Origin of the sequence: Rhizobium ruizarguesonis (assembly GCF_012349115.1) — a bacterium.
GTDB lineage: Bacteria > Pseudomonadota > Alphaproteobacteria > Rhizobiales > Rhizobiaceae > Rhizobium > Rhizobium ruizarguesonis.
The window spans coordinates 47,381-60,267 of sequence record NZ_PQIG01000072.1 but is presented as its reverse complement, the minus strand read 5'-3'; the positions used below and the strand labels follow the sequence as shown (position 1 = coordinate 60,267).

At 55.3% G+C, this 12,887-nt stretch carries 12 protein-coding genes; 6 read left to right on the top strand and 6 right to left on the bottom strand.

Annotated features, from left to right (window positions below; genetic code table 11):
• Positions 1-115 precede the first annotated feature (115 nt).
• From C3Y91_RS13420 to C3Y91_RS13405, 4 genes are all read right to left on the bottom strand, one after another.
• A complete protein-coding gene (locus C3Y91_RS13420) occupies positions 116-565 on the bottom strand; it encodes a protein rhiC (protein WP_131619132.1) in 450 nt (149 codons plus the stop codon).
• Between the two features lie 88 nt (positions 566-653).
• Positions 654-1,130, bottom strand: a complete 477-nt coding sequence (locus C3Y91_RS13415) for a tail fiber protein (RefSeq protein ID WP_343227728.1) — start codon at positions 1,128-1,130, stop codon at positions 654-656.
• 232 nt (positions 1,131-1,362) lie between these two features.
• A complete protein-coding gene (locus tag C3Y91_RS13410; RefSeq protein ID WP_018484262.1) occupies positions 1,363-2,058 on the bottom strand; it encodes a RhiA family protein in 696 nt (231 codons plus the stop codon).
• 368 nt (positions 2,059-2,426) lie between these two features.
• Positions 2,427-3,375, bottom strand: a protein-coding gene (locus C3Y91_RS13405) for an IS630 family transposase (protein ID WP_168575430.1) whose coding sequence is annotated in 2 segments (ribosomal slippage) — positions 2,427-3,038 and positions 3,040-3,375 — 948 coding nt in all. Because the reading frame shifts where the segments join, the coding sequence is not laid out codon by codon here.
• A 302-nt stretch (positions 3,376-3,677) separates the two neighbouring features.
• On the opposite strand from C3Y91_RS13405, the gene C3Y91_RS13400 reads away from it, so the two are divergent.
• The 3 genes from C3Y91_RS13400 (at position 3,678) to C3Y91_RS13390 (ending at position 6,382) form a co-directional block, all read left to right on the top strand.
• Positions 3,678-4,232 (top strand): acyl-homoserine-lactone synthase, encoded by a 555-nt coding sequence (locus C3Y91_RS13400; protein WP_028734672.1) that lies wholly within the window; start codon positions 3,678-3,680, stop codon positions 4,230-4,232.
• 322 nt (positions 4,233-4,554) lie between these two features.
• A complete protein-coding gene (locus C3Y91_RS13395; protein WP_018484260.1) occupies positions 4,555-4,713 on the top strand; it encodes a hypothetical protein in 159 nt (52 codons plus the stop codon).
• 73 nt (positions 4,714-4,786) lie between these two features.
• On the top strand, positions 4,787-6,382 hold the full coding sequence (locus tag C3Y91_RS13390) for an asparagine synthase-related protein (RefSeq protein WP_168575429.1): 1,596 nt from the start codon (positions 4,787-4,789) through the stop codon (positions 6,380-6,382).
• 315 nt (positions 6,383-6,697) lie between these two features.
• Here the strand turns inward: C3Y91_RS13390 and C3Y91_RS13385 are convergent, their stop codons facing one another.
• Positions 6,698-7,903 (bottom strand): aminotransferase class V-fold PLP-dependent enzyme, encoded by a 1,206-nt coding sequence (locus tag C3Y91_RS13385; RefSeq protein WP_168575428.1) that lies wholly within the window; start codon positions 7,901-7,903, stop codon positions 6,698-6,700.
• 163 nt (positions 7,904-8,066) lie between these two features.
• The gene (locus C3Y91_RS13380; protein ID WP_168278881.1) at positions 8,067-8,987 is read right to left on the bottom strand and encodes a LysR family transcriptional regulator; all 921 of its coding nucleotides are present in this window, start codon (positions 8,985-8,987) and stop codon (positions 8,067-8,069) included.
• Between the two features lie 178 nt (positions 8,988-9,165).
• Between C3Y91_RS13380 and C3Y91_RS13375 the strand changes: the two genes are divergently transcribed.
• From C3Y91_RS13375 to C3Y91_RS13365, 3 genes are all read left to right on the top strand, one after another.
• A complete protein-coding gene (locus C3Y91_RS13375) occupies positions 9,166-9,549 on the top strand; it encodes a RidA family protein (protein ID WP_131714257.1) in 384 nt (127 codons plus the stop codon).
• A gap of 63 nt (positions 9,550-9,612) precedes the next feature.
• Positions 9,613-10,635 carry a carbon-nitrogen hydrolase family protein gene (locus tag C3Y91_RS13370; protein ID WP_168575427.1) on the top strand — a complete coding sequence of 341 codons (1,023 nt, stop codon included), beginning with the start codon at positions 9,613-9,615 and terminating at the stop codon, positions 10,633-10,635.
• A gap of 5 nt (positions 10,636-10,640) precedes the next feature.
• Positions 10,641-11,627: a molybdopterin-dependent oxidoreductase gene (locus C3Y91_RS13365; protein ID WP_168278887.1), complete on the top strand. Its 987-nt coding sequence runs from the start codon at positions 10,641-10,643 to the stop codon at positions 11,625-11,627.
• Positions 11,628-12,887 lie beyond the last annotated feature (1,260 nt).

Below are 12,887 nucleotides of genomic sequence, written 5' to 3'. Positions count from 1 at the left end.
CTGAATTGATAGACAGGCGCAACACAGTTTTCGGTAGGTCGAGCAGACAGGATCCATTGGGTGGCTGCGAGGACGTGCTTTGAATTTGTTTCCTCAGAAGTCGTCCAATGACCACCTACCGCCAGACGGCCCCCCCGAATTGACCAGTCGCGTCTTTTGGGGTGATCCCCGACAGATCGCAGTGGCTGGCATTTTCTGGTCGGGCAGCTTGGATTAGCCGCGCACTTTTGACCGGCGCATTTATCATGCAATACGCGTTAAAGCGTGCAGGTAGCCCAGGCAATGTATTCGCCAGGTTACCATTTGGTCTGCAGTTGACGCTTGCCCCCTCCAAACGTCCGGATGGATCCACGGGCTCACCGCTGAAGTCGCATGTTTTCCCGGTTGACGTTCCCGGATTTCCAAGCGGGCCGGCAAGCGTGACGCCGCGGATCACAACGCCAGTTTCTACGGGCTTCGCCGCGACCTTGCCTTTTTGGTGCTCCTCAGCCGCGGCTCCCTGCGCGAAGGTGACGGTCAGGGCGAAAGCAGCTAGGTATCCGAAAGCTCTCAAAGTGGCGGTCATTAAGCTTCTCCTCTTTTGCCGGCCGGCAAGATGTCGCTTCCGGACCGATGTCTCTGAATCGAATGAAAGGATCTGCGACCCTCTTAAGTTACCGAAACTTGATCAGGTAGTTCACGGCCACGTTCTTGGGACGCGTCTCAAGAGCTGTGCGTGCCGGATTTTCCGGTGAGCCTGTCGATTTGCTTGAAATGGAAGTTCCGGCGGCACTGCCCTGTTGCGAAATTCCCGCCGGCGTCGTTATCTCATAGGGATGCGCATGAACTTGCAGAGCATCGCATTGGAGTGATCCAACAACATTTGCAACATTATTGCCAGTTGGATCTAGCCGTCGTTTCGCGTCAGGGTCCATACCGGCACCGGCATCGAAACCACGCAGGAACAGCCCACGGTAGTCTGGAATCCGAAATTCCAGATCGGCCGTAGAATTCCGCTCTCCATAGAGTCCGCCGAGAACGGCGTAGAGTTCTGGATAGGCGGCTGCCCTAAGATAACGTCCGTCGCAAAGCATCCATCCCTGGGCTTCGATGTAGCTGATAGGAGCTTCCGCATTTGTACCCGCAGCCACGCCAGAGCTCGCGCAGGATGTATTGCTCCAGATTGTATTGACCGAGCTCGAGATAGGGGCAACTTGCCCCGCAAACGAACACACCGCACCGATTGGAGGCCCTGCAAACATCTATGGTTCCTCGGTCAAGATTGATGTGTGAGTGAAGGAGTGCCACTTATCAGCAACAAGAGGCACTCCCATGCATCAGTTCCGACCTGACCGGCGGAGCTGAAGCCAATTCACCTTGCCATCAAGCCGGGTTGACATCCCAGGTATTGTCCTCGTGGAGCACGCCTACGAGATTGAAGACGGCAGAGGGAAACTTGGCTTCACTGGTCTGGGTGATCGTGTCGATACTGAGCACCGAGCCGATAGACACATTCGTTCCCGCCGCAATCCAATAGCTCGGAGTCGGCGTGAACGTGTGGAACAGATTGGTGCCCGCTTGTACAACATAAGTTCCTGTTCCGGACATGCCGATGCCCACGGAGAACCGATTGTTTGGCACATTGCCAGCATCGTTGATGACCAGTGATCCTGCAGGATCCGCCTTGATCGGCACGGTCAGGCCGGGTCCACCACTTAATGAAAAAGTAGTGGTGTTTTTCCCGCTGGGGCTGCAGTCCTCCACCCCGGAGGCAAAAAAGTCCACGCCAGGAATCAGTTGTCCCGTGTCGCTCCAGACGAAATTATAGGCGAGCTCCCAAGTGAACTTGATTTGATTGCCAACCCGAATTTGATACGGAGAGCAGAACCATGCCAAGGAGAAGACATTGGCAACAGGTTGAGGCATCTTTTGATAGACATAGAAGGTCCAAGGTTGCGCCGATTGATTCTTCAACAATAACGAATATTGCGTTCCTTGGGCAAGCGCCGCGCTTCCCGGCTGTGATGCACGGGCATGATCCGTCATTTCCTTGTCTACGTAGCTGACATGCAAGGACATTTGATTCTCCCTTTCCGCTGATTTTCTGTCTTGACGCCAGGACTGATCCAATCGTTTGGACCGCTTCTTGGCCCAGCTCCAACTGAGGCGAGTGTTATTGGAGACACCAATTCAGCTATAATCATTTCTAGGTGACGTAAATGAGTAGATATACTCCCTGACAGGCCGCCACTAACCCATAGGCATGCCCCCGAGACCCGGGACGGTAAGAGCGGTGGAAGCCTATTTGGTCGGTAGCGGATAAGCATCGGCCGAGATGGTTTTCTAACGTGATCCCATCAACGAAAAGCGGCCTGAGAGGCGGCTTGATCGAGCCTTAGGCGTCTTTGACGCACACCGTATGCTCTGCAAATTTACTCTAGAGCGTTTCAGGTTTTGACGGAAGCGTATCCGGCATTGGCGAAGTAGTTGCTGCATTCGCTGGGCTCGATGGTTGTGACGAGGTGTCCGATATGGCGCCAGGTGTCATTGATGGTTCGCTTCTGAGCCAGGCGCATCCAGTGCTTGATTTTGGCGAAAGCCTGTTCGATCGGATTGAGGTCGGGGGAGTATGGCGGCAAGTACCAGAGCCGTGCACCAGCGTTGCGGATCATCTGACGGATGGCGACCGACTTGTGGGAGCCGAGATTATCCATCACGACGATGTCGCCGGGTTTGAGCACCGGTACGAGTTGCTGCTCGACATAGGCGCGAAAGCACTCACCGTTGATTGGTCCATCGAAGACACAGGGTGCGGTGAGCCGATCGCAACGCAACGCGCCGAGGAAAGTCAGGGTGCGCCAATGTCCGTGCGGCGCGAAGCTGCGCAGGCGTTTGCCCTTCGGCCCCCACCCTCGAAGCGGCGCCATGTTGGTCTTGATCCAGGTTTCATCGATGAAGACCAGCCGTCTTGGATCGAGGCCAGCCTGCCAGGATCGCCAGCGCTGTCGCCGTCGCGCGACGTCAGCGCGCGCCTGCTCAAGGGCGAACAGTGTTTTTTTTGAACCGCAATCCCTCACGCCGCAGGAACTGCCACACCGTATCGTGGGATACCTTCACCCCTCGCGCGGCCAGCTCTTCCTTCAACCTGTGCAGTGACACATGCGGCGTCTGGTTGATCCGCTCCACGATAAACGCCCGATGCGGCTCCAGAACCCGCTTGCGGTGGCCGCCCATCTTCCCAGGCGCCACAGATCCGCTCGAACGATAACGCTGCGACCACTTTACCGCTGAAGACACGGCAATACCGAACCGCGCCGCAACCGACCGGCAGCTCTCACCGGCTTCGATTGCAGCAACAACACGCTCACGAAGATCATTGGAAAGAGGTCGCGTCATTCGATGCTGGCCTCCACTCCAGCCAGCATCTTGAATCACAAAACACACAAAAACGGAATCCCTTCCGATTCAACTAAATCCGGATACGCTCTAGCGGTATGAGATGATGGCATTCTTAAGCCCGTTTTGGCCGATCTTTCCGTTACCGCTATTTCCCATGCCGCGGGGGATTGTTTGGTTTCAAACCATGGTAGCGCGACGAACGACGTTAATCATCCGCGACCTAGCTCAGAAATGAGTATTTCTACTCATTTTGAAGGACAGAAAGATCGCGCATAGTGATCCCCGGGGGTCAGGAAGCGATGATGAAGATTTGCATTGGGGACTCTCGGGCTAACGCCGTAATCATGGAGAAAATCTGGCGATTTCGACACCAGCAATTTGTGGAGCGACGTGGGTGGCAGGCATTACGCAAGAGTGACAGACGGGAAATAGATCAGTTTGATCACGATTGCGCTATTCATTTTAGCGTTCTCAAGAACGATACGGTGATCGGGTATTCTCGGCTCCTTCCTACGGTGCAGCCACATCTTCTTTCAACCGTCTACCCGCAAATCATGCGGGGCCAAAAGTGGCCAAGGTCGCACGACGTTTTCGAATGGACGCGGTGGGCGGTTGCAAGCGGTGATGAAAAGATTGACGGGGTTCCAGTATCGCGTGTTTTGATGATCGGGTTGATGGAGTTTTGCCGCGTTGCTGGCATCACCTCGCTTATCGGCGAGACGCACCCAAAGCTGATAAACACCTTGCGCGCCAACGGGTGGCAAACACACATCCTCTCAGAGCCTAGCATTTTCGAAAACGAGTTAGTCGTGCCACTCGAAGTCATCCCCTCGTCCGCCCCCCAGACGTTGTAGGCAACTAGCTAGCATAGGAAATTCCGCTCGATGTTTGAACCTTACGGCTCAGGAAGTTTTGGTCACCAATTCGCCGCCAGTCCGGCTCATAAGCGCACACAAGTCACCGCCTGGAATTCTTTTGCACAAGCGGTGCTACATCGCAATCAATGCTTAGGTCAGAGAGCCAGTCACGTAGCCGCCCGGATCGATTGTAGCCTAATGATTCCGCAGCCTATGCCACCCTAGAACGGTATGGGACAGTCAGTGTAACTCAGTCACTCGCGTCATTGGCACCCCTTTAGGGGAACGGCGAGGAAAGCAACCAACGGAGAATCATAACATGGAAACGATAACTACCCGCAAGCCCGTTAAACTCATCGGTGGCGAGTTGAGCGTGTTTGCCAAGGCGCCGCGCGTCGGACCGACCCCTTCGACCACAGAAATTGCTGCCATGATCAAGGGGGGGAAACCGGGCGACATGGACAAACTCGACGTCTAAGTCTCATCCGTGTGACCGTCGCCAAGGCGGCGGTCACTGCCCCTTTAGATTTTCATCAACTAGGCGATCACCCATGTTCAAGGGAACGATTGACCGAGGTCATCTCGAGTGCGTGGATGAACCGCTGATCCCGTCGTCATATCCCAACATCTCTATCAAGATCCTGGACCATCCTTTACTCGAAAGCTTCCGTTGGGACACCACTGATCAAATCATCCTGATCTGCCGCGAGCGTTCCGCCGAAGCGAGTGGGCAGGTTGTGGCACTCAGGGATTGGCCGATAGAACGAGCACATGATTTCTGTGCTTTTGGGCAATGGCCATTGGACTATCAGACAATTTCGATCAATCGCCATTCCGGCACGGTGACCTTCAGCGCCGGACATGGAGGTGTTGCGCCACTTTATCTGAAGGTCAGCGGTGAGCGCATTGATCTCTCCTGGTCGATAGCGGACTTTTATTCGGGCATGACTCTCGCTGACGTCGACACGGACCGAACTGGCCTGCGTCTTGTCGGGACGCTCCCCTATGCAACAACCACGATGTTTCGCTGTGTTTTCATGCTGACGGAGCGCGCGTCACTTTGCATCAGCAGGACGGGAGCCGTCGAGACGAAATATCCCCCTCCGGCACCGTATTTCATCCCGACCCCGCTTGTGGATGGGGCCGATGTTGCCGCCGCAGCATGCCGTTTGATCGACGCCCTGCTGCGTCGCTGGCCGCTCACGCCCGCCCTCACGGCTAGCGAATTCAGCGGAGGATTGGATTCGGCAGTCGTTGCCGCCATTTTGGCGGAGCAGCATCCTGACGCCCTGCAAACCTATGCCTTGGAGGTCGAGGGGCCAGCTCGAAGTCAACAGACTTCGAGGCGCGAAATAGCAATCGAGCACTTTGGCTTCCACGATCAAACGCTGCGTGTTGACACGATACCAATGGTTCCGTGTGGGTTCAAGGTGAGTAGCGACTACGTCCCAGCTCCCTACAATGCCGATCTGCAGCGGCCTCTCCATCAACTATTGAAGTCGCTCGCAACTGCCTCAGCTCCACGGGCGGTCGCAACTGGTACAGGCGGTGATGAGTTGCTAATGGCCCATGCTTTCGAGCAAAATCACGAGCAATTCGCTCGTAATATTAGCGATGCATTCCTTCCTGAGATCCTTCCCTCCGCCATGACACTGGTGCTCAAAAGCCGATTGCCCGACTATGCAGCAAGCTGCGATCGGGCACCCTTTCCTATTCTGCCGATTTCGGTACTGGAGGCACACGCCGCGCGGGCTCCTTTGTTTGCGAGCCATGGCATATGGCCAATTAGCCCATTCGCCCAGCCGGAAGCCGTACGATTTTATCGGAGTTTACCTTTAGCCTGGAGGCACGAAAAGGCGCTGCATCGCCGGATGTTGGAACGGCTTGGATATCCCAAACGGTTCTTCGGCGTTTCTATAAGAGAAAATTTCGAACACTATCTGACCGGCTCGCTGATTATCGGTGCTAGCGAGATCACTAGTCAATTATCCCGTCGTTGCCTGCTGCATGAACTGGGACTGATCGATGCTGACCGCCTGATCGCCACAATAGACGACATCCGATACGATTCTCCGCTTAGCGAGCTCGGCTCTATCTTCCACGCGATTAACGTTGAACACATGCTTCGGCGAATTGACGGAACTTGAAGGAGATCACCCGCTAACGCAGCGGGGACTTCAACACGCCTGCAATTAGAAATCCGTGTATCGCCACGGAACAAGGCGGATGGGTTCGCCGGCACTTTGAAAATGTCGGGCTTCTGGAGCGAGACTTATATGAACATTTGCCATTGCTTTATGGCGTTGCGTGGGCGGGATTGGCAGATGCGCCTGCCATGATCTGCCTAACAGGACCGAACAGTTAGGGCTTGATCTTAGCATGCAGTCACGACTTGATGTAAGGTCGCATCAACTGCTTTGCCTTTTGAAAAGATCCGCTCGTTCGTCAGGCGAGCAAATCAGCTACGAGGCAATACTAGCAATCGCCTCCAGGAATGCATCGATCTCTTCCTCGGTATTGTAATAATGTGGCGACGCTCGCACCACGGGGGGGAGTTGTCGCGTATAGGCGTCGACGGGTGTACTAGAAGGAGGGGAAACTGAGACGTTGATTCCCTTGCCAGTCAGATAAGCCATGACCGATGACGAGTCCCAGTCGTTGACAGTGAATGAGATGATGGAAGCAAGGGGCCTCCCGAGATCATGCACGGACACGGCTCGTATACCCCGCAAGCCTTCGCGAAGCTTTGACGAAAGGTGATTGCAGCGCTCTTCGATATTTTCGAGCCCAATGTCGAGCGCGTAGTCCACTGCTGCCCGCAGGCCGAGACGAACCGAACAGTTCTTCTCCCATGTTTCAAAACGCCTGGCATCAGGGCGCAATTCGTATCGATCCGGACCAGTCCAGGGCGCGCCATAGAGGTCGATCATCGCTGGCTCGATCTTATCCACGAGTGATTTACGCATGTACATGAATCCCGTTCCGCGTGGCGCTCGGAGAAACTTCCTGCCGGTAGCAGTCAGGATGTCGCAGCCGAGCGCGTTGACATCGATCGGGATTTGACCCGCAGCTTGGCATGCGTCGAGAAGATAGAGGATGCCGTTTTTTCGCGCTATTCGACCGATCGCTGCTGCTGGATTGATAAGCCCGCCGTTGGTCGGGATCCAGGTAACCGCTATCAACCGAACGCGATCATCGATCATTTTCGCCAGTGCGTTCGGATCGAGGACCCCAGAAGCGTCATTCGGAATGACTTCGATCGATACGCCGGTGCGTTTGGCAACCTGCAGAAAGGCGATGTAGTTGGCTGCAAATTCGACACTTGCCGTCAGGATCCGGTCTCCAGGTCGGAAAGAGAGGGAATAGAAGGCGCGTTGCCAGGCGATCGTCGCATTTTCAGATATCGCAATCTCGTCGCGGCCACAGTTTACGAATGTAGCCAAGCTGTCATATGTCCCCTCCAGTAGAGAGTTGGACTCAGCTGCGGCTTCGTATCCGCCGATCTCGCCTTCCCGGCTTAGGTACCCAACCACCGCTTCAATAACAGGGCTCGGCATCAGCGCAGCACCAGCATTGTTAAGGTGGTTTCTGTTTTTTGTGCCGGGGGTATCAGCACGCAAGCGAAGAAGGTCCAAAGTCTTGCGAGCGTCGCGGCTGATTTGCGACATGAGGGGTTCCTTCCTTTGATCGAGCGTCAATCTTGTTGACGCAATCGGCGTTGTCACGGAAGCTGACAACTTCGCAACCCGATGTGCAGAATTGAGCGACGGGACGTAAGCGTCCGCCAATTCGGCCGGCAAGAGCGCTCCGCGCAGTCCGATTTGCGAAACTTCACGAAGACCAAGGTGAGTTTCTCAGAAGGCGTTGTTCGTCTCGACGTACCAGCTCTTTCACGAATTGCTTTACGGCTCTCACTCTTGGAAGATAAGCTAGATCCTGGTGTGCTGACATCCAGATCTCGCGCTCGCCGCTCAGTTCGTCGAGCACTGGAACGAGACCCAGGTTTAGACTGAGTGCGAATTCGGGAAGCGCTACGATGCCTGCGCCCGCAGACGCCGCGAACATCTGCGACATCATGCTATTTGAGCTGAACGCAATTTTTGGGGTGGGTACGAGTTCCTCTAGCCAGAGCACGCTTTCAAGCTGAATCAGCTCCTCGATATAGCCAACAAAGCGGTGCTCGCGAAGATCCGCCGCTTGAGAGGGAACTCCATTGCGCTCAAGATAAGCCTGCGAAGCGAATAAGCCAGTCTTGAAACGTCCGATCAGCTGACTGTCCAGAGAAGTTCCATGGGGCTTGAAGAAGCTTAGGAATAAATCCGCTTCCCGGCGAGCGACCCGAACCGTTTGCGGCGACGTTACAAGCTCGAGGTCAAGATCAGGGTGCCGGCTACTGAGTTCAACGAGGCGCTCGGAGAGATAAAGCGTTGCGATGCCTTCCATGGTGGCTAATCTGACTGTGCCGCGTATTTCGTCACGATTGCTTACGTCGCTGCGAAGAGCATTCACGCCGTTCTCGATTTCCTCCGCTCGCCGCATTGTAACCAGGCCGGCCGGTGTCAGCAGAAGTCCATCTTTGGTCCGTTCGACGAGTGCACTGCCAACCGTATATTCCAGACGAGCAAGTCGACGAGATACGGTGGAGTGGCTGACTTTCAGTTCGCGAGCGGCGCCGGTCATGCTCTTGCACCGGACAACGATGAGGAAGAGTTTGAGATCGTCCCAATCAAGATGATCGATTGCAGTCGCCATGCTACCTCCGTCTATTTTTGCACAGGGTAGTGCATCCTATTCGGGTTGGCTCGCAAATTCGTTTTGATAGTTTCAAACGTGCTGTGCCGCTATGTGTGGTGCGCAGTGAAGCAAAATATCTTGCGGAAACGCTTATCGCCAGCAGGTCGCACTACTTGAACCTACCTTGGGAGAACGCATGTCCAGACGAACTGTGAATGCTTCAAACGCTGCGGCAGTGGGACCGTATTCGCACGCGACATGGGCCGGCGATCTTCTGTTCTGCTCCGGCCAGACACCGCTAGACCCCGGCACCGGCAAACTTGTCGACGGAAATGTAGCCGACCAGACACGCCAGTGTTTCGATAATCTGTTTCAAGTCCTTGAGGCAGCGGGCCTGGGGTCGGATGATGTCGTATCCGTCAATGTCTATCTCACCGACATGGGTGACTTTGGCCAGATGAATGAGATTTACGCGACGCGTTTTTCATCGCCCTACCCGGCCCGCACCACAATCGGCTGCGCCAGCCTGCCGCTTGGAGCACGCATTGAAATCGGTCTAACAGCAAAACGGCAATCTTGAGCCTGCTTTTGCCGAGCTAGTCGAGATGGCTGATGGCGAGCCTTGATCAGTAGAGGAATATAGATGGGAAACATGAAATTCTGGGCCGCCGCTGCTCATATTGCCCCCGTCTATCTCGATCCTGGGGCCAGCGGGGAAAAAGCTTGCTCGGTGATAGCAGAGGCTGCCCGAAACGGCGCATCGCTCGTGGTATTTTCGGAGAGCTTTCTTCCCGGTTTCCCTGTCTGGGCAGCACTTTACCCGCCCATTCAATCGCACGAACATTTCAAACGCTTCTTGAAAGCTTCGGTGTACATTGACGGCCCGGAAATTGAGCGTGTGCGAAAGGCCGCCTCCGATAACGGTGTTTTCGTTTCAATCGGTTTTTCCGAGCGCAACCCGGCAAGTGTCGGAGGTTTGTGGAATAGTAATGTTCTGATTTCCGATACCGGCCAAATCCTGATCCACCATCGAAAACTGGTCGCAACCTTCTTTGAAAAACTAGTTTGGGATCCGGGCGATGGCGCAGGATTGGTCGTCGCAAACACGAGAATCGGTCGCATTGGCGGCCTAATTTGCGGGGAAAATACAAATCCGCTCGCGCGCTATAGTCTGATGACGCAGGGCGAGCAAGTTCATATAAGTAGCTATCCGCCGATCTGGCCCACTCGCGTTCCCACAGAAAGCGACAACTACGACAACCGAGCAGCCAACCGCATCCGTGCCTCAGCGCACTGCTTCGAGGCCAAGTGCTTCGGGATCATCGTGGCGGGGCACCTGGACGAAGTCGCACGCAAATCCATTGCCTTGCATGATCCTGCGATCGAAGCGATCATGGATGCCAGTCCGCGGGCCACTAGCTTTTTCCTAGGGCCGACTGGAGCGGCAACTGGTGACGAAATGACCGACGAAGGTATCGGCTATGCCCAAATCGATCTGGACGACTGTGTTGAGCCGAAACGATTTCACGACGTCGTTGCTGGTTACAACCGATTCGATATTTTCGACGTCACCGTGAACCGGATGCGTCGAAACCCAATCAGATTTTTGGAAGGCCGCGCTGAGGACGCTCTAACGAGCCCTGAGGCCGTGGCCATGCCGGAGTAAAGGTGATGGCGCGGACGGGTATGCACATGACCAAGAAGGGTTTCTCCTTCCAGGGCCCTGCCGACGGCGTTCATGCCCTTAAATCGTGGATCACCCCTGAAGATGATCTTTTTCTGGTAACGCATATGGGGTTCCTGGAGATCGACCCCGAGCATTGGCATTTGGATGTCGATGGCCTCGTGGGTAACCCGACGAGATTGCATCTGTCTGACCTTCAAGCAATGCCACAGCGCGAGTACATGTCGGTTCACGAATGCGCTGGAAGTCCGCTTGCTCCGACAGTGCCTAAACGCAGGATCGGAAATGTAATTTGGAAAGGTGTGCCGCTGTCGCTTGTTCTGGAACGCGCAAAGATCAGCAGCCATGCGTCCTACATCTGGACTTCCGGCCTCGAGTGGGGCGAATACGCAGATGTTGGAGAAGCTTATCAAAAAGACCTGCCGATCGGCAAAGCACTTGCAGAAGAAGTTATCCTCGCACTTGAGATCAACGGTCGGCCACTCACTCCCGAGCGCGGAGGACCGGTTCGACTGGTCGTGCCAGGTTGGTATGGTACAAACTCCGTAAAATGGGTTGGTTCGATCACGGCTGCGGATCGGCGCGCAAGCGGCGCCTATACGACGCGCTTCTACAATGACCCTGCGGCGTCGGGGATGAAGCCGGTTTGGGGCGTCGCCCCGGAGTCCGTTATCGTATCGCCGTCCCCAAATGATCTGCTGTCAGCGGACATGCCAACGAAAATATGGGGCTGGGCTTGGGGAGATCACCAGATCTCCAGCGTCGAGGTCAGCGTGGACGGTGGAGGCTCCTGGCGGACTGCCTCAGTAGGGCCGCGCGAAGGAAGGAGTTGGCAACGGTTCGAGTTGTCGTGGACCCCAACATCAGGCCAGAATATCTTGCTATGTCGGTGCACGGATGAATGTGGGGCGGGACAGCCGCTGACTGACGCGAGAAATGCGGTGCACACGGTTAAAGTTGAAGTTGATCCTTGACCCGGAGCCCACTGCGACATTGGGATGGGCGTCCACCGACGCACGAAAAAATCGAGATTTCTCGATGAGCCAGCGGCACTACGGTCTGCCAGATCGACAGGACAAGAGCTTTCCTGCGATCGGGTGGAACAGAGGCGGTAGCCCGCCGTCACACCGGCCCACGCATGACAAAAACCGCCTATTGAACGGCCGAGGCGATGATCGCGATCATCGCTATAGATCAGCAGTTGTCGCAGCACCTGTCCGCGCTTGTCATCCGATCATTGGCGACACCAGGGCGCTTGTTTTGGAATGCGGACTGGTATCGTCATCATGGCCACCCGTCTTTCCCCTAGTCATCACGGGGTGCATTTCGTTTGTGACTCGATTGAGAAAACCATGCGCAAGAGCCCTCACTCCTGCCAAATCTGGGAGGCTCGCTGCCACGACCTCTTCGCCGATGTCCTCGGACTACCTACAATCTGGATACCTCATTCGTACGCCGATTGTGGGCAATATGGGCCCGACGAACACGCCTCGCTTTCTGTCACTCGCAAAGAAATTATGAAAATGACCGGTATTTTTCTCGACATCGGCGAATGTGCGTCGGCTCGTAGCTGCCATGGGGGAGTAGGACATTAATCGGATGTACCTTTGCTGAATCTGCTGCGAGACTGTTCACCTCTGTAGGTACGCAACCGCCGGCGCGATAGTCTAGCGTCGCGCGCCCAACGATTCTCGCGGCGACAATTGCGTTCGTCGAATGTGCACGAATAGTAGCTGACCCTGCTACCTCATCCGGAAGACCAGATTCTCGGGAAAACCTTTCGCCTCCCAAGGCAGCGTGGTTGTCGTCGAACTTGTTTCGACGGCAGCCACGTGTTGTGGCTATGAGACCGCCTGTGTCGCGGGGATAAAAGTATCAATGGTCCGGGAGCGAGCGCCGGTGACTGGCGCGATAAGAATGCCGTTCGTTGTTGCTTTGCGGTGTGTCGCTCGCCCAGCGAAACTAGTCGGATCCACCGCAAGGGAGCCAGAATGTCATCGTTTCCGACCTGCCGAGAACGCTTTTTGTGCCGGCCGAATATAATGGTGGCCCGAGTAAGCCGACTTCGGCGTAACCGGTGTTCTTCCCACGCGTTCTCCTGTCAGCGATCTGTGTTCGACTTTCAATACAAGAGCGAAGGAAGTGTCTTCGAGACTCCGATTCTGCCAATAAATTCAACTCACTGGCGATCGGCGCGATGGTGACGAAATACTCAATCCGACCAACTTTTCGGA

What these genes read in the sequence shown, in the direction of transcription:
- C3Y91_RS13410 (WP_018484262.1), bottom strand. Translation starts at nt 2,058, where the DNA reads ATGTCCTTGCATGTCAGCTACGTAGACAAGGAAATGACGGATCATGCC.
- C3Y91_RS13400 (WP_028734672.1), top strand. Translation starts at nt 3,678, where the DNA reads ATGATGAAGATTTGCATTGGGGACTCTCGGGCTAACGCCGTAATCATG.
- C3Y91_RS13380 (WP_168278881.1), bottom strand. Translation starts at nt 8,987, where the DNA reads ATGGCGACTGCAATCGATCATCTTGATTGGGACGATCTCAAACTCTTC.
- C3Y91_RS13375 (WP_131714257.1), top strand. Translation starts at nt 9,166, where the DNA reads ATGTCCAGACGAACTGTGAATGCTTCAAACGCTGCGGCAGTGGGACCG.
- C3Y91_RS13420 (WP_131619132.1), bottom strand. Translation starts at nt 565, where the DNA reads ATGACCGCCACTTTGAGAGCTTTCGGATACCTAGCTGCTTTCGCCCTG.
- C3Y91_RS13370 (WP_168575427.1), top strand. Translation starts at nt 9,613, where the DNA reads ATGGGAAACATGAAATTCTGGGCCGCCGCTGCTCATATTGCCCCCGTC.
- C3Y91_RS13365 (WP_168278887.1), top strand. Translation starts at nt 10,641, where the DNA reads ATGGCGCGGACGGGTATGCACATGACCAAGAAGGGTTTCTCCTTCCAG.
- C3Y91_RS13390 (WP_168575429.1), top strand. Translation starts at nt 4,787, where the DNA reads ATGTTCAAGGGAACGATTGACCGAGGTCATCTCGAGTGCGTGGATGAA.
- C3Y91_RS13385 (WP_168575428.1), bottom strand. Translation starts at nt 7,903, where the DNA reads ATGTCGCAAATCAGCCGCGACGCTCGCAAGACTTTGGACCTTCTTCGC.
- C3Y91_RS13395 (WP_018484260.1), top strand. Translation starts at nt 4,555, where the DNA reads ATGGAAACGATAACTACCCGCAAGCCCGTTAAACTCATCGGTGGCGAG.